General features: G+C 30.0%; 20 protein-coding genes. 7 read left to right on the top strand and 13 right to left on the bottom strand.

Annotated elements, in window-relative coordinates; translation table 11 throughout:
* The first annotated feature begins 66 nt into the window (after positions 1–66).
* Positions 67–291 carry a hypothetical protein gene (locus tag P2G10_RS06170; protein WP_275315683.1) on the top strand — a complete coding sequence of 75 codons (225 nt, stop codon included), beginning with the start codon at positions 67–69 and terminating at the stop codon, positions 289–291.
* Between the two features lie 59 nt (positions 292–350).
* Here the strand turns inward: P2G10_RS06170 and P2G10_RS06165 are convergent, their stop codons facing one another.
* The 11 genes from P2G10_RS06165 to P2G10_RS06115 all read right to left on the bottom strand — a co-directional run bounded on the left by P2G10_RS06165 (position 351) and on the right by P2G10_RS06115 (position 11,329).
* On the bottom strand, positions 351–1,133 hold the full coding sequence (locus P2G10_RS06165) for an alpha/beta fold hydrolase (protein WP_275315682.1): 783 nt from the start codon (positions 1,131–1,133) through the stop codon (positions 351–353).
* Between the two features lie 236 nt (positions 1,134–1,369).
* Complete coding sequence (locus tag P2G10_RS06160; protein ID WP_275315681.1) at positions 1,370–2,041, bottom strand: hypothetical protein; 672 nt, start codon at positions 2,039–2,041, stop codon at positions 1,370–1,372.
* 4 nt (positions 2,042–2,045) lie between these two features.
* Positions 2,046–3,791 (bottom strand): PASTA domain-containing protein, encoded by a 1,746-nt coding sequence (locus tag P2G10_RS06155; RefSeq protein WP_275315680.1) that lies wholly within the window; start codon positions 3,789–3,791, stop codon positions 2,046–2,048.
* Positions 3,792–3,793: 2 nt separating this feature from the next.
* The gene (locus P2G10_RS06150; RefSeq protein WP_218772420.1) at positions 3,794–4,501 is read right to left on the bottom strand and encodes a hypothetical protein; all 708 of its coding nucleotides are present in this window, start codon (positions 4,499–4,501) and stop codon (positions 3,794–3,796) included.
* A 12-nt stretch (positions 4,502–4,513) separates the two neighbouring features.
* Complete coding sequence (locus P2G10_RS06145; protein ID WP_218772421.1) at positions 4,514–5,917, bottom strand: hypothetical protein; 1,404 nt, start codon at positions 5,915–5,917, stop codon at positions 4,514–4,516.
* Between the two features lie 14 nt (positions 5,918–5,931).
* Positions 5,932–6,411 carry a hypothetical protein gene (locus P2G10_RS06140; protein ID WP_218772422.1) on the bottom strand — a complete coding sequence of 160 codons (480 nt, stop codon included), beginning with the start codon at positions 6,409–6,411 and terminating at the stop codon, positions 5,932–5,934.
* 17 nt (positions 6,412–6,428) lie between these two features.
* On the bottom strand, positions 6,429–7,370 hold the full coding sequence (locus tag P2G10_RS06135) for a hypothetical protein (protein ID WP_218772423.1): 942 nt from the start codon (positions 7,368–7,370) through the stop codon (positions 6,429–6,431).
* 11 nt (positions 7,371–7,381) lie between these two features.
* Positions 7,382–7,918, bottom strand: a complete 537-nt coding sequence (locus P2G10_RS06130; RefSeq protein WP_275315677.1) for a hypothetical protein — start codon at positions 7,916–7,918, stop codon at positions 7,382–7,384.
* A 5-nt stretch (positions 7,919–7,923) separates the two neighbouring features.
* The gene (locus P2G10_RS06125) at positions 7,924–9,702 is read right to left on the bottom strand and encodes an OmpA family protein (RefSeq protein WP_218772425.1); all 1,779 of its coding nucleotides are present in this window, start codon (positions 9,700–9,702) and stop codon (positions 7,924–7,926) included.
* Positions 9,703–9,721: 19 nt separating this feature from the next.
* A complete protein-coding gene (locus tag P2G10_RS06120) occupies positions 9,722–10,267 on the bottom strand; it encodes a hypothetical protein (protein ID WP_275315674.1) in 546 nt (181 codons plus the stop codon).
* 3 nt (positions 10,268–10,270) lie between these two features.
* Positions 10,271–11,329 (bottom strand): hypothetical protein, encoded by a 1,059-nt coding sequence (locus P2G10_RS06115; RefSeq protein WP_218772427.1) that lies wholly within the window; start codon positions 11,327–11,329, stop codon positions 10,271–10,273.
* Positions 11,330–11,566: 237 nt separating this feature from the next.
* Here P2G10_RS06115 and P2G10_RS06110 point away from each other — a divergent pair, with 237 nt between their 5' ends.
* The 5 genes from P2G10_RS06110 (at position 11,567) to P2G10_RS06090 (ending at position 15,755) form a co-directional block, all read left to right on the top strand.
* The gene (locus P2G10_RS06110; RefSeq protein ID WP_218772428.1) at positions 11,567–12,238 is read left to right on the top strand and encodes a hypothetical protein; all 672 of its coding nucleotides are present in this window, start codon (positions 11,567–11,569) and stop codon (positions 12,236–12,238) included.
* A 24-nt stretch (positions 12,239–12,262) separates the two neighbouring features.
* Positions 12,263–12,895 (top strand): hypothetical protein, encoded by a 633-nt coding sequence (locus P2G10_RS06105; protein WP_218772429.1) that lies wholly within the window; start codon positions 12,263–12,265, stop codon positions 12,893–12,895.
* Positions 12,874–13,650 carry a sensor histidine kinase gene (locus P2G10_RS06100; RefSeq protein WP_275315673.1) on the top strand — a complete coding sequence of 259 codons (777 nt, stop codon included), beginning with the start codon at positions 12,874–12,876 and terminating at the stop codon, positions 13,648–13,650. Before P2G10_RS06105 ends, P2G10_RS06100 begins: the two co-directional genes overlap by 22 nt.
* Positions 13,651–14,286 (top strand): response regulator transcription factor, encoded by a 636-nt coding sequence (locus P2G10_RS06095; RefSeq protein ID WP_218772431.1) that lies wholly within the window; start codon positions 13,651–13,653, stop codon positions 14,284–14,286.
* A 155-nt stretch (positions 14,287–14,441) separates the two neighbouring features.
* Positions 14,442–15,755 (top strand): DEAD/DEAH box helicase, encoded by a 1,314-nt coding sequence (locus P2G10_RS06090; protein ID WP_275315672.1) that lies wholly within the window; start codon positions 14,442–14,444, stop codon positions 15,753–15,755.
* A gap of 52 nt (positions 15,756–15,807) precedes the next feature.
* Here P2G10_RS06090 and P2G10_RS06085 read toward each other — a convergent pair whose 3' ends face one another.
* A complete protein-coding gene (locus P2G10_RS06085; protein WP_275315671.1) occupies positions 15,808–16,755 on the bottom strand; it encodes a tRNA dihydrouridine synthase in 948 nt (315 codons plus the stop codon).
* Between the two features lie 85 nt (positions 16,756–16,840).
* Between P2G10_RS06085 and pbpC the strand changes: the two genes are divergently transcribed.
* Positions 16,841–19,189, top strand: a complete 2,349-nt coding sequence (gene pbpC, locus P2G10_RS06080; RefSeq protein WP_275315670.1) for a penicillin-binding protein 1C — start codon at positions 16,841–16,843, stop codon at positions 19,187–19,189.
* An 88-nt stretch (positions 19,190–19,277) separates the two neighbouring features.
* On the opposite strand, the gene P2G10_RS06075 is transcribed toward pbpC, so the two are convergent.
* A complete protein-coding gene (locus tag P2G10_RS06075) occupies positions 19,278–21,497 on the bottom strand; it encodes a SulP family inorganic anion transporter (protein WP_275315668.1) in 2,220 nt (739 codons plus the stop codon).
* Between the last annotated feature and the right edge of the window lie 4 nt (positions 21,498–21,501).

Raw genomic sequence — 21,501 nt, 5'->3', positions numbered from 1 at the left:
AAATAAAAGAAGAAGAACGATACGAGGTAATTCTATTCAACTATATTGCATTCATAAACTATTATTATGAAATTAAATTTATTGTCTTGTGATGCTCAAAGGCCAGATAAAAGAACAATAGCTAATTGTATTGCTGAGGTATCATTTAATATTGATGCGTCTTTAGCAAATGAACTTACAAGTATTCTTTTAGAAGGAGATGCAGTTGATATTGAAATTGAAGATAAAAATTCAGGTTCTGCTTTAAGAATTTTACGAAAACTAAATATAGATTACGAAATTTTAGATTAAACTGTTGTACAAGTCGAAAAGGTCTTCAATTCATTTTTAACTACCAGTTTGAATAACTTTTAAGATATCGAATTTATATATGTGATCGTTTTTTTATTAAAAACTGCAGCACGTTCTACATTAACCACATGACCACATTCTTTTAAAATAACCAAAGAAGCATTTACATGTTTTTCAACCACATTTTTTATAGAAGGTAAAAATAAATGATCTTCGTCCCCCATAATATACAGCGTAGGTATTTTTAGATCTTTCATTCTAAATAATCGCAATAACGGATTAATTTCGGATGTTAATTTAAACCAACGTAAAAACTCTTTTTGATATAGTTTTTTTGCTTCGTTAACGAATAATAAGCGAGAATTTTTGTGATTTTTTTTAGGCATTATTATAAAAGCAAAAAGCTTATATAACAACATATATGGTACAATTGATTTAAATAAATTACCTACAAAAATTAAAAAACGAGAGCGTAAATTAAATTTAATAATTGCGCCTCCCATAATCATACTACTCACTAAACTAGGTTTCTTTTCAGCTAAATTTCGTATTAAAATTGTACCCAAAGAAATACCTACAAAATGCGATTTTTTTATTTTTAGATAATCAATAACTTCTAAAATATCTTCTGTAATAGCATCAAAAGTATATTTTTTATTAAAAGTAGATTTTATAACAGATTTACTATCTCCATGACCACGTAAATCTAAAATTAAAACATTAAAGTGTTTTTTAAAATCACGAACTTGTTTGTACCAAATAGCACTACTACCACCAGCACCATGTATAAATGTAACCCATTGAGTAGAAACAGCATGTTCGTAAGAATAGTAGTTTAACAAACCTTTAATTTTTTTTTAATCCGAGCAAAAATAATTTAATTTATCAACTTTATTTGTTAAAATTTTTAACTAATTAATAAAAATGAATAAAAAGATGTACAATTTTAAAATATTAATAACTAATAAGTAGGGTTTTAGGCTTAAATTAATTAGCGCAACTAAATATAATTATTTTTAAAATATGAAATAATAGGTATAAAAAATATTTTATTTTTTATACCTATTATATACAATTCTTATATACTCAAAACAATAACATCCTCGGCATGTATTACTTGAGTACTACCAGGAATATAAGTAGGCTTTTGTTCAGAAAAAGTCGATTCATTTTTTAACTCACTTTCTTTTGTGTTTTCACCAAAAGCATAATTTAAATTGTATTCACTTAATAGAGTTTTTATTTCACCAAAAGTTCTCTTTTCATTTGTTGTTTTCCCTTCGTTGTCTGTAATCGTTTTTTCTATTAGGTTAGGTAAAAAACGAATAATTTGAGTATCAGTAGGAGGAACAGGAACAATATCAAATTGAATTTCTGCACTTGCATTTAAATTCATATTGTATTTATTCGTATTTGTTGCATTTACAGGAGTAGCATACATTTTAGTACGAAAAGCTTGTCCGCCATTTAAAATACTAGACGATTGTTGTGATAAGGATAAAGATATTTTAGCTTTTGCAGTGGTTTTTGGAATCGTGTAAAATGTAGGTTGATAACCTATTTCACGCAATAATTTTAAAGAAGCTTCAGAATTATCTGGATTTGTATTGTAAATTTCTAAGGTTTGTCTTAAAGAACCTTTATCTAATGCTGCTTGTGCTTCGCCAACGCCTTCGCCAATTGAAGCAATAAAATCTCCTAAAGGTGCAGCAAAAGCATCTTTTAAATAATCATTTGAATTGTTTGACATGGTTTTAGTTTTTTAATGGTTTTGCAAAAATTACAATCACTTCTTGTCCTTGAATTAATTCTGATTCTGCTGCTGGTATTTGTTTAATTGCTTGTCCTTCTATAAAATTTGGATTATCAGTTGGCTGGTAAATAACGTCTAATTTTAATCCGTAATTTGTAATGATTTTTCTAGCAGCTGTTTCTGTAAGACCAATAATATTTGGAACATTATTTTGATATTTTACACTTGTTGTATTCGGAACAACATCAATACTAATATTGCTAATTGCAGCGGCATTTATATCTTTAGCAGATTCAAAATCAACCAAACCAAATAATGTTCCTTCTGGACCTTTTTCTATAGTAGCCTTTAAGTTTAAAGAAATGTTTGCCATTTTAAATCTGGACGTATCCATTTCCGCATCCGCTACAGCAATGTCATTTATAATACTACTATATACTTTTTTAGCATCTAATTTATTCGGGTTTTCAGCATCAACAAAACTTTGTATTTCTGTTACTTTAGTTTGTAGTTTTGTGATTTCACTTTCTTTTACGGAAGTGTTTTGAGCAAGTGCGACAATTTCACTGTTTTTTTCAGAAACAATTTGTTGTGATGTTTTTACTTTTTCAACTAAATCATCAATAGAATTTTGCTGTGTTTGTAAGGCGTTTTTTGTTTTTTCAACTTCAAAAATAATTGCTTTATTTTCTTGTTCAAGTTTGTTTTTTGTTTGTTGTAAATTTTTAACTTCGTTTGTTTTTTCTAATAAAAACTCTTTAAGTTTATTAATTTCAATAGAGTCATTTTTTAATTTAGATAACGCTTCTTTAAGAAGGTTTATTTCTTGATTTTTCTCTTCTAAATACTGCTGAAGAACAATTGTTTTTTCTTCATATTCCGTTACTGATTTTTTTAATTCTGCAATACGAACAGTTAATTCATCATTTATTATTGAAGAAGATTTTAAAATTTCTAATTGTTCTTGTAAAATTGAAACCTGTTCGTCTTGCTTGTTTAGTTTTTCTAATAATTGTTCAATTTCATTGGTTTTATCTTCCAATTTTTTTAAAAGTTGGTTAAATTCTTCTGAATTATCATCTTTAGAAGAGTAATTCAACTGTTCTTTTAAATTAGTAATTTCATTAAGACTATTTTCTAAAGATTGTTTTAATAAAGCTTCTGTTTCTTCATGTTCATTTAAATGCGCATTAAATTCTTTAAGTTGAATACTAAATTTTTCATTGATTTTTTTAAAATTAATTTCTTGTAGCTTGGTTAATGAAGTAAGGCTTTTATTTTCTTCTTGTAACTTAAAAAACTCTTTTTGAAAATGATGTAAGTAAATAGGAGAAGCAATAATAGTACTCGCACCTCTTTTAGTGATTAAAGAATCATCCAAAAGCCATAATTTATTAAAGTCAATTACTATTTCTAAATTTTCTTCATCAAAAAATAAAGATGGTGCTTCTGAAAGAATTAGTGTTTCTTGCTCATTAGATTTTACAATTCTAAACATAGGTAAACTACCTTCACTCATACAATCACGTACAAGTCGGGTAATAACTTCTTCTTTAGCAAGTCTTACTGGAATTTCATAAGCATGCGATAGTAGTCCTTTTTTGGTTTCAATTCCCATCACAAGTTTTTCCCATTTTCTGTTTTTAATATCTAAAAATTCAATATCTATTGAATAGGATTTTAAAGAGGTATTATTAGCAGCTAATAAGTCACATTTAAAAAGTAAAGAGCGGTATTTAGTAGCCATAATTAGTGTTTTTGAATTGAAATTTTAGTAAAAACTGTACCTATATTGATATCTATTTGTATGGTGTTTTTAGCATCATAATCTGTAGTATCTATTTGAATTGTATTTATTGCAAGTCCGTTAACATCGGTAGTAACCTCTCCTTGTTTTACAAAGTTGGTATTGTGGTTTAAAACACTGTTTGTATTTAATAAAATAGTTTTATCTCTATTATAATTAAACTCTACTAAAGCACCTGGAATTTTTTCACCAGCAGAATTAAAAACAGCCACTTCAATATCATAAATATTTGAAATATTGGTTTGTTTAGGAATTGCCTCAATAATTAATTGAGGTAAACCGTCATTAGGCATAACGGCTACAAAACGACCAGAAATACTACTTGTTATTTTATCAGTTTCAGCTGTGCTACTTGTTTTACTTACCGGACGATACGTCATCATTGGAGCAGGAGAGTATGGCATTTCTGCCATTGCATATTTTCCATAACCACTACTTTGGTCGTAAGTTCCGCCTGTTGTTGAAGAAGTCTCTAATTCGGTTTCTACTTGTAAGGTGAAATCTAAATAAGGTAAGGTATATAATGTATTCGGACGACCATATTCATCATAAGGAGCAGCATTACGAAGTTGATGTTGCGCTTCATTTAAACTCTCTGATATTCCGAGTAATATTTCTTTTAAGGTGATGGATGTGTTTTGTGTGCTCATTTGGTATGTAAATTATAATGAAAATGGATCTTTTTTTGATGCTGATTTCTTTTTAGTAGGAAGTTCATCTGCAAATTCTTTGATTTTTTTTGCAGCAGAAAAAATTTCTGAGACATTGATAGTATCAAAGCCTTTAGATTCTTTTTCTTCCTTTTTTGTGAAAATTTTATCTAAAGAATTTAAAGTCATTAAAACATCTTGTTTCTTTTCAGGTTTTTTTAATTGATTTGTTTTAGTAAGTAAGTTGTCAACGGTTTTAACTGTTTTGTTTGTTTTTTCTAAATGTTTTTTCGTGTTGTTGTAAAAGTTGTTTACTTTATTTAAGTTTTCACTCAAAGCATTTGTGTCTTTGATATCACTTTTTATTGTTGGTAATGTGTTTTTAAATCCGTTTTCTTTTTGTTGCGCTATAGTTTTAATAAATGCTGTTCTTTTTGAATCTATTTTATTAAAAGTAACTTGTGTCTTTTTAGCAGTTTTAATAATTTTACTAGCTGTTTCAGTGATGGTAGAAAAAGTTTTATTTTCTAAAACATCTTTTTTATTACCAGTTGTTTTTTCTTTTTTATCAAGAGTATCAGAAAGCAAACTACTTATTTTATGTAAGCCTTGAGAAGCATCATGAGTTATAGTAATTACTTTTTTAATTGTTTTAGAGGCAGTATCTATTGTGTTCGTTGTTTTTTTTATTCCTTCGGATACTTTTGTTTTTCTTTTGTTAATTTGAACAAGCTCATCAGAGAATTTTGTGATGTTTTTATCTACTTCTTTACTTATTTTAGAAGTAGTATTTAATATGTTGTTTATTTTTTTTAACTCTTTTGACGTTTTTGTTTTCTTGCTGTTTATTTGTAAAAATTTTTCAGGAAGTGTCGTTATATTTTTAGCTATTTTTTTTGCTTTTTCAAAATTTTTAAGAACAGTTTTGGGTTGTTGTTTTTTGATAAACTGTTTTTCTATATTTTTCTTTTTAGGAAGTAAACTAGGAATTTTATTTTGTGTTTTTCTAGTAGTATCTACACTAAAAAAGTTTTTCCCTTTTTTATTCCAATTGATGTTTTCTTGAGTGCTACTTTTTCTTTTTTTAAGAAGTTTATTTTTCTTTTCTTCTTCTTTTTTAGCGTCTTTTCTTTTTTGATAAACAGATTTTATCTCACTATCATATTGTTTCTTGGAAGAAGAATGCTCTGCTGTTTTACCAGTAAGAGCATTCATATTTTGTTCTAGTTCTTTTTGCTCCTCTAATAAGCTTTTTAAATTAATATTAGATGCAGCAATATCGTCTAATGATTGTTCATCATTAGTAACATTAGGTTGTATTAAATCAGATAGAGAGAAGTCTTCGTTTTCTTCTTCCTTTACTTGTTTTTTAGTAGTAACCTCTTGTTTTAAAAGCTGTTTCCAATGTTTAGCCATTTTAAGGAGTTTTTTTAAATTAAATCATTTCTTTTGTCTTCTAGTTCAGCTGCTATCATCGCACGTAAACGTTGTTCAAATACAGGCGGATTTGGTACAGCTACTAGCTTTGTTCGTAGCATGGAACTACCTTCTGCTGAGTATTGATATTTTTGTGAATAACTAGCAGAAACAGAAGCACTCACTGCAACAAAACCAACACTAGCACCAGCACTTACAGAAACTGAAGCACCAAACTCTTTGGTTTGACTCATAGAAACAGACATTTTCATCTCTAGAACAGTATCTACATATTGATAAAATGTAGGTGTAAAACCAAGGGAAAGCAAACTATATTCTTCGCCTCCCATATCCACTTTTGTATCTACCAACTCTTTCGCCAACTCCATAGATACTTTATCTAAGGCGCGTTGTGCTTGAGCGATTCCGACACCAAGTGTTTTTACCATTTCTGGTAAAGGTGCATTTAAAATTTCTCTAGTAATACTTCCCATTTTAATGTGGTATTAATTTAAGATTCAGCTTCTTGTCGCGCAATTTCCATTTGTTGTTGGATACGTTCTTCTAAAATTGCTGGTGGTGGAATAGGAACTAATTTTGTTTGCAGTATGCTAGAACCTTCTGCTGAATAACTATATTTTTGAGAAAAACCAGCATTTACCTGTGTAGTTGTTACTGTTTTATTTGCTTTTAATCCTTTACGCCAACTAAAACCGATACTTCTATCTTTACTTTCTGATTTACTATCAACCGAAAAAGAAGAAGATCCTTCTCTGGTAAATTTGATAGAAATACTAACACGTATCATCGTATCTACAAACTGATAAAATGTAGGAGAAAATCCTAATTCTAACATAGATAAACGTTGTGGTAACATTACTTCACGTGTACCTAAACCTGGTTTAACCATTTTTCTACCAGGAACTGGTGTTGGAGGAGCAGTTGAAGTCGCTGGTACACCGTCTAATAAAGTATATACCTCGCCAATATACTTATACCATTTAATAGAATTAATATTGGTTTGATCTCTATAATATACTTCTGTGTTTCTTTGGTCATCAGGCGTAAATATTACGGTTTTATCGGATACAGCAGGAAGCTTATTTACATCTACAACTTCTTTGTCGTAACCAGCTTCGGTGTCATTACCAAGTTTAGCATCGATAGCTGCTCTATATGCTTGGTCAGTATTAGAGTTATACAATTCTACAGCATCTCTTAATTGTACCTTTTCTTTACCAAAGAATACACGACTATCTTTAAAATTTATAAATTCTTCTCCATTCAATTCTTCTTTTACAGCTTTAAGTCCGCCCATCATTTCAGCAACCTCAATAGAGTTAGAGTCTAATGCCATTTGTGCTTCGGCTATAGAAAAAGCCATTTGTCGAATCATGTCGCCCATCGGAACGTCCAATAATTCTTGTCCTATACTAGGATTTTTTCTAAACATATTTTTTGTTTTTATTTGTCTTTTGTTATTGTTGATTTTAAAATTTCATAATAAATATCTGGTGCAGGTAGTGATACAATTTTTGCAGCTATAGATGAAGATGCTTCTGCAGAAACAGAAAATTTACGTGCATAATGAGCAGAAATAGCAATACCAAACATTTGGGTTTCTGTATTATCATTATTCGCACTAAAATTATTATTAGCATTACTAGCACTTCCACTTGTTGCATTATTTGAACTAGAGCTGTTCCCATAATTTAAACTTAATGAACCGCCATAACTTTCAGATTCTGCAACAGAAAACTCCATTTTTACTTCAAAAGAAGCTTCTGTAAAAGCATAAAAAGTAGGAGCAAACCCAAGGCTAATTAAATTATAATCTTCATCACCTACAGCTATTTTAATCGTTGCCATTTCATTTGCTAAGCGAATAGAATTGGCATCTAAAGCAGCTTGTGCATTCGCAATAGAAGCGCCTAGTTTCTCTAACATAAATGGTAGAGGAGCATTGGTAATTTGTTGTATAACTTGTGGTACTGCGCTCATAATTTCTAGCTTCCAGAAGTTGTGTTACCAGTTAAAGATTGAATATAGTTTTCTAAACCAGTTGGTGGTGGCACAGAAATCATACGCGCAGAAACAGAAGCATTTCCTTCTACAGATACACCAAACTGACGGGCATAACGCACATCTAAAGAACCGCTCCAAGCAGATACTTTTGGATCTTTAATACTTTTTAAGTCTGATTTTGCAAAGTATTTACTGTTAATTACTTTATGTATATTTAAAGTATCGTTATTATTAGATGTGTTTTGCGTATTTGAAGATTTATCTTCTATAGTCGTTTCTTCATTATTATTAGAAAATAACGTGTACTCTATCTTTGCATCTTTTCTTAAAAGATAAACAACATCGCCAGAAATTTGAGAATAGAATTTTGTACTATTATCAAGTTTTGTTTTTATTTCGGATAGGCTCTTTACTGTTTCATTTAAAGAGGTATCACTGCCAGATTCGATACTAAGTTTTTTGGTAATACTAACAGTTGTTTTTGCGTGTTTTTGTAATATTCCTGAATTGGTTATAGACCAATCTGCTACAATTGCAACAGATTGCGTATTACTAAAATCGCCACCTTCTACAAAAATGTATTCGTTTCCGTTGGTATCAATATTAATTACTGCTTTTCTATAATCAGGATTATTTTGATTATCACCAACATTCGTTTTAGCACTTAGCTCTCCTTCAGAATTAATTTCGATTATTTGAGATTCATTAACACCTAAAGTGATTAAGTAATTCTTAATAGTGTTGGCCCTTTTTAAACCAAGATCTTCGTTAAATTTATCACCACTAACACTATCTGTATGACCAATAATTTTAATTGTTACATCGGTATCATGAACCAGAATAAAGGCTAAAGCTCTTAATTTGTCTTTAAGTAACTCTGTATTATTAGGACTTGTTCCTTTGTTATAACTAAAATCTAACGAGTGGTGTTTTGAAAAATCAAAGTATATATTTAATTTATCGCTGTCTTTTAATCCAAATTTAAAAGTGCTGTTAGTAATAACATTCAAATTATCTGCGAGGTTCGATTTATCTAATAAGATAGTAGAAGCGGTATTCGTACCTTTAATTTTAATACTAACATTGGTATAGTTTTTAAATTTAAGAATACCAGTATCTTCTTTATAATAATCTAGTAAAGACAACATTCCAAACCCATTATAGTTATGCGTTTTTACCTCATTCGTACTGTCTGTACTAACAATATCTTTTGTTTCAATTATTTTAGAATCTACACGTTGTACTTCAGAGTCAGAAGATAAGTTTTCAGCAGTTTCCTCTAATCTATCAATACTGCCTGTTTTTTTACTTGTATTTACAGTACTTTGGTTTACCTTTAGTGTATGCTCATTAGATGCTGTTGTCCAATATTTTCGGCTACTTTTAAATTCCTTGTACTTTTCTTCCTGATAATTGTTTTCAACTTCTTGAATGCTTACATCAGTATATCCTTTCTTTTTAGTAGAGTCATATTCTAAGCTAAAATCAATTTCTAGTTCTTCTTGAACTGTCATTTTTAAATTGATAGAAGCAGAAACATCTGCATATTCAAAGGCATAAAATGCAGGTTGAAACCCGAGTTCTAATAATGATTTACCACCAACTTCTACTTCAGAAAGTCTCGTGATTTGTTTAACGGAGTTGGTGTCTAAACGCTCTTGAGCGTCTGCAATACCAAGTGCTAGCCCTGTTACAATACTTCCAACGTCTACGTTTTGAAGTATTTTGGCGCCTTGGTCAAGTGTTTTAATGTCTGCCATATTTAATTGTTTTTAATGGTTAAAAAGGAGAAATTCCATCTGGTAAATCCATGGCTATTTTTGGATTTACAGATTCTTTTCTCACTATAAAATAATTGTGTTTTTTCTGTAATCGGGTAACTTGATCTTTATTGATCTTATAACCTCTTAAAATCCAGTTTAACAATTCATCAGTTATAGGATGTTTGCCTTTTCCTATTTCTTTTTGTACACTTGTTAGTAATGCTTTGGCTTCTTCTTGCTCTTCTTTAAGTATATGCTGAATGGCTTGTCGTTCGCTAACAAAAGCATTGTGTTTTTTTACCAACACATTAGTTTCTTTATCATTTAAAAAAGCTCTGTAGTTTTCGCAAAAAGAAATTACCTCGTCATACGAACCTAATTGCTCTAATGATTCCATAACACATTGGCTATAATGTTGAAAAAATAATTCGCTCTCTTTTTGTGTTTGAGTTAAGCGTAAAGCTTCTTTATAGTGTCGTAAAGCCTCTTTATAGTTTTTGTCTAGCGCATGCATTTTACCACGTTCAGCAATTCTGAAATGCAACATTTTTTTATTTTCCATAATTTAAATGATTGTTGGTTCGCAGTTTAATAGTATTAACTGTGCATATAAGTAATTGGCAATTAAATCAGGAATTTCAGTACTACTTTCCCACTCACTAGTGTTTTCTTTAAAAGAGCTTACCTCTATAAATTGTGCTAATACGTTTTTAACGGCAGCATGTTCTTTAATTTTCTTTATCGCTAATTTTCTAGTTGCCTTAAAGTTGTGTTCTACAGAAAATTGAAGTCCCAATCCTTCACAATTTTCTATGATATCTTTTGCTGATTCATGACTTATACGTTCAAAAAGTGTGATAGGTAAATGTTCCTTTAACTCTGGAAGAATAGCATCAGGCATTCCAATTTTTTCAGTTAAAAAAGAAGTATGCTCTTTATTATTGATATCAAATGAAGTTAAATGAATGTTTATTAACTGATGTGTTTGGTTGATAACACGGATTGTTTTTTTAGATTGATGTTCTCTCCAAATAGTACTGCTTTCGGCATAACTAAGATTTTTTATAATAACTGTTCCGTCTTTTAAAGTTTGTATTGGTTGCTTAATTTTAGCTATAAGTCTTTTTAAATCACTTTTAGGAAAATCATTGTTAATATATATTGTAAACACATCTTTTCTAGGATTAGAATAACATACTAAAGCATCTATACGCCCTTGAAGTGCAATTGCGGTAGCTTCAGAAACACCACCTAATACAATACCTGGTTGTGCCAATAACATGTTTAATGATTCTGATGGTTTGCAACCTAAAAATTCTGACAGTTGATTAATTACTTTAGGTAGTTTTAAAATATCTTCAAAATAAATACTGATTTCTACTTGTTCTTTAGCTAGATTTATTTTTTCTTTTTCATCAGTAATTTGCACCTCTAAACCAAGTTTAGATAATGTTAAAGCTGCTTTTTCAGCTAAGTCTAAATCTATTTTTTGAAATAAAACAGCAGGAGCATTGTAGAGCATTTTTAAAATGAACTCTTGTGGCATTTTAAAAGAGTCGGCTAATAATTTTGAAACACTCGGATTAGCGGTTCCTATAGAGTTGATAATTACAGTATTTTCCATGTATTATGTTTTTGGTTACTATTTATACGACAGTTATGTACTGTTGTGTTTACAAATTTTAAAATATATACATGGTTTTTAGACGTGTGATTAACGTAAATAGCCATATAAACCAACCTGAGATTTTAGGGTTGTTTAACCTTCTTAACTTAGGTTGTATAATTTTGAAGGGAATTTGAAGAAAATTGTTTCTTTGTAGCTGAATAAAGTATATTTAACGCTTAAAACTAACGAACCATGATTACACCTTTATTATTAGCAATTACAGTTATTGCTTTCGGAATTTATATTTATAAGTTTCCACCAACAAAACCAACAGACACATCTAAAAACAGCATTTGTTTAGATTATTCTGCGGAACCAATGAACCAACTCAGTGTGCCTTTAGTTCACGAAATGGTAAATGGCTACAAAAACAATCAACTGGCAAAGATTAATAGTAGTTTAAATATGGACGATGCCCATTCTATAAGATTTGAGCTAGAAACTTTGAAAGCATTTATCTACCACACAGAAATGAATGCTAAAAAGCATAAGATATCAAGTAAAGATTTAGGCTTACGTATCTACTATTCTCGTTATCCTGAAAAAGAAACATGGAAAAGACCGTATACTGATTTATCTGATTTTTTAGGTAACTCTACCACTGAAAAATACGAGAAGTTACATACTTTAGTAATGATACCAACAATACGTAGGGGAGAAACAGATTTCGATTTTAATCCTTTAGACGAAAAAACGTATACTACAAGTTTAAAGAAAAACGAAGCATATCTAAACAATGGTTCTCAAACTAGAACTGCAGCATTAGGTGGAGGTAGAAATTCAGGAGGTTCTTCTAATAGCATAGGTTCTCAAAATCATGGAGGATTAATACCTCCAGTAGATGGAGGAGGTGAAGGTTTTTAATATATGCATGAGTTATATCCATATATGAATAAAGTATTACTAGTAGCAGAATTTTTATCTGCTCTAGTTGCTTTTTTCTACTATAAAAAAGTTAAATATAATTATTGGAAATGGTTTTCTATTTATTTAATATTTATTTTTATACAAGAACTGTATGGTAATTTTTTTCACGTCTTTTTATCAATAAGAAAACAAGATTATTATGCTTTTTTTGGTATCCCAATTCAATATTTTTTTTTTTATTGGTTATACGCTTATAGATCTCAAAAAAATGTTAAGTTATTTATCTTTTGTTGTTTTATTTATTTAATATCTTTTATTCCTTTGGAAATTTATAAAGATAAAGTCAGAACACTATATTCTTTGAATTTAACGACAGGAAGTGTCTTATTGATTATTCTAATAATTTTAGAATTCTTAAAACAAATAAAAAATGATAATATTTTAAAGTTTAAGGAAAATAAAATGTTTTATATAAATATTGGGGTCACATTATTTTATATAGGCACTTATCCTTTTATTGCTTTTTACAATGAATTAATAAAAATACAATATCTAGATATATGGAATGCTTACTATTTATATTTATTAATATCTAGTAGTATTATGTATTTATTATTTGCAGCATCTTTTATATGGGGGAAACATCAATCGTAATAATAATAGTTTTATTTAATATAATTTTTATTGCTTTTTTAGTAGGGATAGGAATCTTTATTCGTGAATACCGTATAAAAAAGAAAGCGCATTTACATCAAATTTCTACTATTGACGAAACGCATAAAGAAGAATTACTAGAAACTCAACTTGAAATTCAAACTCAGACCATGCAATATATTGGACAAGAAATTCATGATAATATTGGTCAGAAATTAACATTAGCTAGTATATATACGCAACAGCTAATTTTTGAAAATAAGGCTCCTCAAGTAAACGAAACTATTGAAGGGATTAATGATATTATAAATCAGTCTTTACAAGAACTTAGACAGTTATCAAAATCGTTGACAGACGATTCTATTAAAAACAATACTCTTTTATATTTAATTGAAAAGGAATGTGAAAAAATTAATGATTTAAAAAAATGGAATGTTCATTTTTCAAGTACTATTGAAACGGAATTACAATCGTATCAAATTAAAAGTATTCTGTTTAGAATTACCCAAGAATTCCTTCAAAATAGTATGAAGCATGCTGCCTGTGAAAACATTTTAGTTTCTTTAGATACAACTAATAACGCTATCAAGTTCACTCTAGAAGATGATGGTATTGGTTTTAATTCTGAAACGATAAAACCTGATGGTATCGGTCTTAAAAATATAAAAAAGAGAACAGAATTAGTAGGTGGAAAAATGAAATTAGAAAGTCAAGAAAATAAAGGAACGAAATTAATTATAGAAATCCCCATTTAAATGAAAAAGACAATTGTTATTGTTGACGATCATGTTTTAATAGCCAAAGCATTGAGTAATATTATTTCAAATTTTGAAGGATTTGAAGTACTATATGTATGTGAAAATGGTGTAGATTTTCAAAATAAAATAAAAACAAAAGGGATTCCTGACATCGTTTTATTAGATATAAGTATGCCTATTATGGATGGTTTTGAAACTGCGAAGTGGATTAAAGAAACACATGCTACTATTTTAATTATGGCTTTGAGTATGCAAGATGATGAGTCGAGCTTAATTAAAATGATTAAAAATGGCGCAAAAGGATACCTCTTGAAAAATGTATATCCTACTGATTTGGAAAAAGCGTTGAAAGGGTTGATTGAAAAAGGACGTTTTTTTCCTGAATGGGCTTCTAGCAAAATATTTGCGAGTATTGGCAATGACTCTAACAATGAAAAAATAAAATTGTCTGATCGTGAGATAGAATTTTTGAAATATTCAGTTACTGAGATGAACTATAGAGAAATTTCAGAAAAGATGTTTTGCAGCCCAAGAACTGTCGAAAATTACAGAGATAGCTTATTTGAAAAATTAGAATTAAAATCGAGAGTGGGTTTAGCGGTCTATGCTTTAAAAAATGGATTTACCGAGTGATTGATATGTGTTGTTTTTATAATGTGTTATATATAGTTTTAATTCAGTTGATGAAGCTGAAATATCTTTTTATAGATTAGCTCTATTATTTTTAAAAGCTGTAAAAGACTACTTATCTTTGCAGTCGATAAAAACTTCATAGATATTTAAATATTATGACAATGACAATGAAAACACAAGAAGATATTTTAGCAAAATTAAATATTTATGAGTTAAATGAAATGCAACAAAAAGCTATTTCGGTAATTGATACGAATGCAAATACGGTTATACTTTCACCAACAGGGACAGGAAAAACCTTAGGTTTTTTATTACCTGCGTTAAAATTAATAGATTTTGAAAATAAAGAAATTCAAACTTTAATTTTAGTACCATCAAGAGAATTAGCAATTCAAATAGAACAGGTAATTCGTGAAATGGGAACTGGGTTAAAAGTAAACGCAGTGTATGGTGGTCGTTCGATGACGAAAGATAAAACCGAATTAAAACATATACCAAGTATTTTAATTGGTACACCAGGAAGAATTTTAGATCATTTTGCAAATGAACGCTTTTCTAAAGACAGTATAAAAACTTTAATTTTAGATGAGTTTGATAAATCGTTAGAAGTAGGTTTTGAATCTGAAATGAGAGGTATTATAAATCAATTACCAAATCTTAAAAAACGTATTTTAACATCAGCAACGCAAGAAACTGAAATTCCTGCATTTGTAGGTTTACATAAACCTACAGTATTAAATTACTTGACAGGAAAAAAATCTAGGCAATTAACTTTAAAAACAGTTGTTTCTCCTATCAAAAACAAAAACCAAACATTGGTTAATTTGTTACAACATATAGGAAATCATCAAGGGATTATTTTTTGTAATTTAAAAGATAGTATCAGTCACGTAAGTGAATTCTTAACAAAAAATAAAATAGCACATAGTTGTTTTTCTGGAGGGATGGAACAAAGAGATCGTGAACGTTCATTAATTAAATTCAGAAATGGTACAAGTCAAGTTTTAATTGCAACCGATTTGGCTGCAAGAGGAATTGACATTCCTGAAATGAAATATATTATTCATTATGAATTACCAGAAAGAATAGAGGAGTTTACACATAGAAATGGTAGAACGGCAAGAGTAAATGCAAAAGGAACGGCATATATTTTAAAATGGCAAAAAGAAAGTTTGCCAGAATTTCTTGCTAATATTCCAAATACAGATATTTCTCAGAAAGAAAAATTGAAAGCGCATTATTGGGAAACTTTATTTATTTCTGGAGGTAGAAAAGATAAAATATCAAAAGGAGATATTGCAGGTTTATTCTTTAAAAAAGGAAATTTAACAAAAGAACAATTAGGTGTAATCGAATTAAAACAAGATTGCGCTTTTATAGCAGTGCCTGTAAGCGAAGCAAAAAAGTTAATTGAAGAACTAAATAATACTCGTTTAAAGAATAAAAAAGTGCGTATTACTTTAGCTTAGTCTAAATAGATAAAATAAAAAGGGTATTTACAATTTGTAAATACCCTTTTTATTATTTTTCACTACTCAAAATTTCTTTAACAGCAGCTTGATATTTTTTAGGATTGGTAGCTTTTTTAATTTTCTTATATGTTTTGTGAGGATCTGAAAAAGACTTAGAAAAGTATTCCCAAAACCCTAACATTTTCATTTTTATAGGTGTTGGCCCAGATAAAGCAGCATCATATTGATGATAAATTTCATCATGAAACTCACCAAAACGTTGCCATCTATCTTTCGGATATTCGGTTGTGTTATCTTTAATCATTTGTGGTAAAAACGGATCGCCAATTAAACCACGACCAATCATAAAGTGCGTAATACTCGGAAAACGTTCTTGCATCGCTTTAAATCCGGCCACAGAAGTAATATCTCCGTTGTAATATAATTGATGTTTAGATACGTCGATACATTTCTGAAAAGCGTCTAAATCAACGCCACCTTTGTATAATTGTTTTCCTATTCGAGCATGAATAGCAACATTTTTAAGCGGATATTTCTCTAAAATAGGGAAGGAATGTAATATTTCTTCGCTGTTTTCATAACCCATTCGCATTTTCATAGAAACCAAAATGTCGGTTTCGTTATGGGCTTTATGTAAAACTTCATCAATTCTAGCAGGATTACAAATCAAACCAGATCCCATTCCCGATTTTGTAACCATTGGGTATGGACAACCTAAGTTCCAATTCAATTCTTTATAACCTAAACTTTGCACGTACTTTGCAACAAACAAAAACTCATCAGGATCGTTTGTAATTACTTGCGGTATTACAGTTAAGGTATGATTGTTTTCGGGTAATAAATCACGTTCATAACTCGATTTAATCTTCATTTTTCCGTTTAAACGGATATATGGCGCGTAATAAGTATCAATACCTCCAAAGTATTTATGCTGTGCATTTCTAAAACGAAAATCGGTAAAGCCTTGTAAAGGTGATGAAAGTAAAGTAAAACTCATAGTATGTAATAAGCTGCAAATATAACTTACTTATCCTTCATATTTTAAAGTTAAACTTTATACTTTTGAAATAGATAAATTGTTAATGAAAAGTGTTTTAAACTTCTTAAAAAAGCATAAAATAAAGGCAATCATTATATTTTTTTTAATGATTGCATACTATTATTGTTTGCCTGAAAAACTATTTGTAACTCCAACAGCTACTGTTGTTACTGCAAAAAATAACGAGTTGTTAGGTGCTGTGATTGCTAAGGATGGGCAATGGCGTTTTCCTGAATTAGATTCCGTTCCAACAAAATTCGAACAATGTATTTTACAGTTTGAAGATGCACACTTTTATAAACACTTCGGATTTAATCCAATATCCATAGGAAAAGCGTTTCTAGAAAACATAAAAGCTAAAAAGGTGATTCGTGGCGGAAGTACACTTACGCAACAAGTAATTCGATTATCACGCAAAAATAAAGGACGCTCTTATCAAGAGAAAATAATAGAATTGGTTTTGGCAACGCGATTAGAATTTCGATTATCAAAGAAATCAATTTTAAACTTATATGCTTCTCACGCTCCTTTTGGTGGTAATGTGGTAGGCTTAGAAATGGCATCTTGGCGGTATTTCGGTTTGCAACCACATCAATTATCATGGGCAGAAACAGCAACCTTAGCAGTTTTACCAAACGCTCCTTCGTTAATTTACCCGGGTAAAAATCAACAAAAACTAAAAGAAAAGCGTAACCGATTACTTAAAAAATTATATCAAGAAACCATTATTGATAAAATTACTTTTGAGCTATCATTATTAGAAGAACTCCCACAAAAACCATATGCTTTACCAACTTTAGCAACACATTTTGTACAAGAAGTAGCAAATAAACACGAAGGAAAACACCTACAAAGTTCTATTGATATTCATTTACAAACACAAGTAAATAACTTAGTAAAACAACATTATTTACGTCAAAAACAAAACGAAGTTTTTAACATGGCGGTTTTAGTTTTAGATGTTAAAACCAGAAAAGTACTAAGCTATGTAGGAAATTCACCAACAGATAAAGCGCATCAAAAAGATGTAAATAACGTGGTTTCTGCAAGAAGTACAGGAAGTACTTTAAAGCCATTTTTATATGCACAAATGTTACAAACGGGAGCAATTTTACCAACACAATTAGTGGCAGATGTACCTACCGAAATAGCAGGATACACACCTAAAAATTTCGATTTAACTTTTGATGGAGCTGTGCCGACTAATCAGGCTTTAACACGATCGTTAAATATTCCTGCGGTTCGAATGTTACAATCATACGGATTAGAGAAATTTAGAGCAGATTTAAAAGAATATTCGATTCGAGATATTAATAAATCAGCCGATTACTATGGATTGTCATTAATTTTAGGTGGTGCAGAAGCTAGCTTGTGGGATTTATGTAAAACTTTTGCAAGTTATGCCGGAGTTATAAATCATTATGAAGAAACAAAACATAAGTATTATTCGAATGAATTTACAGAACCTAGTTATATACAATCTGATAAAATAACTTTTGGAAACGTTCAAGAAAATGAAACTCATATAGATGCTGGAGTAGCTTTTACAACCTTAAACACGCTAACTGAAGTTAACAGGCCATTTACAGATCAGGCTTGGAAATATTTTGATTCGTCGCAAAAAATAGGATGGAAAACAGGTACGAGTTTTGGTAATAAAGATGCTTGGGCAATTGGTGCGACTCCTAAATATGTCGTTGGAGTTTGGATAGGCAATTCAGACGGAGAAGGAAGACCCGATTTAACAGGTGTTGGTAGTGCGGCACCCTTGATGTTTAATGTATTTGATGTGTTACCAAAATCAGATTGGTTTTTAGAGCCTTATGAGGCTTTGGTAGAAGAAAGTATTTGTGAAAAAAGCGGCTATTTGGCATTGCCTATTTGTAAATCTGTTAAAAAAAGAATACCCAAAAACGGAGTGAGAGCAAGGCCGTGTCCGTATCACCAACAAATTACTTTGGATGCATCTGAAAAATTTCAGGTGAATTCTAATTGTGAGTCGATTACAAATATGAAAACGAAAACATGGTTTGTATTGCCTCCTTTAATGGCACATTATTACCAACAAAAAAACGCAAGTTATAGTGTATTACCAAACTATCGAAATGATTGTAATAAGGAACAAAATAATACCATGGATTTTGTATTTCCAACAAAATATCGATCTAAAATATCGTTAACCAAAGGATTAAATAATAAAGTAAATCCTGTAATATTAAAAGTTACTCATGCCAATGCAGATGCTGTTTTGTATTGGTATTTAAACGATGTTTTTATAGGTGAAACTTCTCAATATCACGAACAAGCGATAACTCCGAAAAGTGGTAATCACAAAATTATTGTGATTGATAATTTAGGAAACGAGAAAACCCGATTTTTAGAAATATTATAAATTAATTATCATAAGCTATTTCCCGCTTTACGCACTCGCTCTCTGCGAGGAGCTCAAACAATTGCTGCAATCGGGGCTAGGAATTTTATTAATATATAGAAAGTGCTATTTTTTTATCACAAACCGTTTTTTTCAATCGAACTCCAAAATCAGCCAGTGTCTTAATTTCTTTAATTCCAGCCAATCGTTCTCTACCAATAATTAATAAGCCTTTTTTATTTCCTTCAATGTGATAGTATTTATTGCTTTCAAAAAACAGTACAAGTTCATCTGTAAAAAACTTCTTTATTTCAGTAGCATTCTTTCCAGAGAGATAAAATCGTTTAGAAAAATCAGGGTGATTAGCGATGTTAATATCTTTAAAACCTGCAAAATGGTATATATATTCGAAAATACCTTCTTTATCTAACGTAAATTCAGGTGTGTATTTTTCAATATCAATATACATCATGGTTACCTTAATTACTTGTTTGGCAATAAGTTCACCTTCAGAGAATTCAACATCAAATAAAGAACAGTTTTCATTTGATAATATATTTGATACTTTACTTATTTTTCGGGTTTTAAAGTACCCAAAATGCGGAATTTTAGTAACTTCTTCTTCAGGAGTGGCTTCGTATTTCCAGCCTAGTTCTGTGCAAATATTTTGTAAAGATTTTTGTCTTTTTGTTAAAGTATTAGACTTGGTGTTTTCTTCCACTTGAATAGGATTATTTTTACGTAAAGCAAACGGGTGTTCACTTCCTGTTTTATATCCATCTAAACCAATTACCTCAAAATGCCCGCCTTTTCTGTTAAAGCTTTCAGCATAATTATTAAGATTCTCCATAACAGAATGATCTATAAAGTCACACAAAGAAAAATCGATAATAGCATCTTCATTTTCTGGTATTTGATCTAGTTTAGCTTTTAGTTTTGTGAAATTTAAAAAACTAGAAAAATTCTCGACAGAAACATAGTATTTGTCATCTTCCTTAAACATTAAAACATTTGGTTTTAATACGTTTTTAATGAAAAACATTAGGTTTTTATTAATGATAACATGAATAACAAATGTTATAAAGATACCTGCTAAAATACCCGTAATTAAACTTGTTGTGATAGTAGTTAATAAGGTTACTAAAAATATAATTAATTGTTCTTTACCTATTTTAAATACTTTTTTAATGTTTTCTGGTGAAGCTAGTTTATAACCAGTATACACTAAAATAGCAGCTAATGCAGGTAAAGGGATTTTACGTAATTCTGTAGCAAAAAGTAAAATAAAAATAATCAAAAAGGCTGCGTGAAAAAAGTTAGCAGAACGATTGCTTCCTTTATTATTTACGTTTACCGAGCTACGAGCTATTACTGTAACAACATTTAACCCTCCTAAAAAACCACTAATTACAGTAGCCAATCCTAAGGCACGGATGTCTTTGTTTACGTTAGAACGTCGTTTTAAAGTGTCTAATTTATCAACAGCTTTAATACTTAATAAACTTTCTATACTAGCAATTAAAGTAATTGCAATTACTGCGTTTATAAATTCGAAACTATACGCTTTGCTAAAGTCAGGAAAAGCAAAATTAGATAAAACATCTTCAGGTAAATTAATTAAGAGACTTTTATCTATCGGATATGCAGATGATGATACCAAATCATAGTAATAATACATACCAACACTTAAAACAACAATCCACATTGGAGCCGGAATTAACTGAAAATATTTATTACGTATTTTACTATAAAAAATCATAATTAGTAAACTAATAACCCCTACAGATCCGGCGTAAAAAACACTAGTACTGTCAGTCTGAATTAAGTTTATGATTCCTTTTGGCATTTGTATCAGTAAGTCTACAATACTTCCTTTTGCATCTAAATTACCAAGCATTACATGTATTTGTTTGGCAAAAATACCAATACCAATAGCAGCTAACATTCCTTGAATTGCTGAAGAAGGGAAGAAGTCACCCAGTGATCCCATTCTAAGAAATCCAAGAATTACCATAATTATACCCGAAATAACAATGGCAGCCAAGGTATATAGATAACCTTGTTGCATATCGCCAGCACCTAATGTGGTTATAGCACCTAATACGACAACTACTAAACCATTACCAGGCCCAGTAATAGTTACATTTGCACCTCCTAAAATCGCAACAACAACGCCACCTACAATTGCAGCAATAGCACCAGAAATTGGTGGTGCACCAGAAGCTAGCGCTAATCCAAAGCCTAATGGCAAGGCAATTAATGATACTACAAAACCAGCAAATATATTTTGCGGCACTTCACTTAAAAATGTTTTAAAACCTTTTCTCATCTAC

This window comes from Tenacibaculum bernardetii, assembly GCF_029125915.1.
GTDB classification, from domain to species: domain Bacteria; phylum Bacteroidota; class Bacteroidia; order Flavobacteriales; family Flavobacteriaceae; genus Polaribacter; species Polaribacter bernardetii.
This window is presented reverse-complemented; position numbering and strand designations above follow the sequence as displayed.

Coding starts and splice junctions, on each gene's coding strand:
- P2G10_RS06170 (WP_275315683.1), top strand. CDS start 67: ATGAAATTAAATTTATTGTCTTGTGATGCTCAAAGGCCAGATAAAAGA.
- P2G10_RS06105 (WP_218772429.1), top strand. CDS start 12,263: ATGAATAAAGTATTACTAGTAGCAGAATTTTTATCTGCTCTAGTTGCT.
- P2G10_RS06130 (WP_275315677.1), bottom strand. CDS start 7,918: ATGAGCGCAGTACCACAAGTTATACAACAAATTACCAATGCTCCTCTA.
- P2G10_RS06145 (WP_218772421.1), bottom strand. CDS start 5,917: ATGGCTAAACATTGGAAACAGCTTTTAAAACAAGAGGTTACTACTAAA.
- P2G10_RS06155 (WP_275315680.1), bottom strand. CDS start 3,791: ATGGCTACTAAATACCGCTCTTTACTTTTTAAATGTGACTTATTAGCT.
- P2G10_RS06110 (WP_218772428.1), top strand. CDS start 11,567: ATGATTACACCTTTATTATTAGCAATTACAGTTATTGCTTTCGGAATT.
- P2G10_RS06100 (WP_275315673.1), top strand. CDS start 12,874: ATGGGGGAAACATCAATCGTAATAATAATAGTTTTATTTAATATAATT.
- P2G10_RS06140 (WP_218772422.1), bottom strand. CDS start 6,411: ATGGGAAGTATTACTAGAGAAATTTTAAATGCACCTTTACCAGAAATG.
- P2G10_RS06135 (WP_218772423.1), bottom strand. CDS start 7,370: ATGTTTAGAAAAAATCCTAGTATAGGACAAGAATTATTGGACGTTCCG.
- P2G10_RS06115 (WP_218772427.1), bottom strand. CDS start 11,329: ATGGAAAATACTGTAATTATCAACTCTATAGGAACCGCTAATCCGAGT.
- P2G10_RS06150 (WP_218772420.1), bottom strand. CDS start 4,501: ATGAGCACACAAAACACATCCATCACCTTAAAAGAAATATTACTCGGA.
- P2G10_RS06160 (WP_275315681.1), bottom strand. CDS start 2,041: ATGTCAAACAATTCAAATGATTATTTAAAAGATGCTTTTGCTGCACCT.
- P2G10_RS06095 (WP_218772431.1), top strand. CDS start 13,651: ATGAAAAAGACAATTGTTATTGTTGACGATCATGTTTTAATAGCCAAA.
- P2G10_RS06090 (WP_275315672.1), top strand. CDS start 14,442: ATGACAATGACAATGAAAACACAAGAAGATATTTTAGCAAAATTAAAT.
- P2G10_RS06075 (WP_275315668.1), bottom strand. CDS start 21,497: ATGAGAAAAGGTTTTAAAACATTTTTAAGTGAAGTGCCGCAAAATATA.
- pbpC (WP_275315670.1), top strand. CDS start 16,841: ATGAAAAGTGTTTTAAACTTCTTAAAAAAGCATAAAATAAAGGCAATC.
- P2G10_RS06120 (WP_275315674.1), bottom strand. CDS start 10,267: ATGGAAAATAAAAAAATGTTGCATTTCAGAATTGCTGAACGTGGTAAA.
- P2G10_RS06085 (WP_275315671.1), bottom strand. CDS start 16,755: ATGAGTTTTACTTTACTTTCATCACCTTTACAAGGCTTTACCGATTTT.
- P2G10_RS06125 (WP_218772425.1), bottom strand. CDS start 9,702: ATGGCAGACATTAAAACACTTGACCAAGGCGCCAAAATACTTCAAAAC.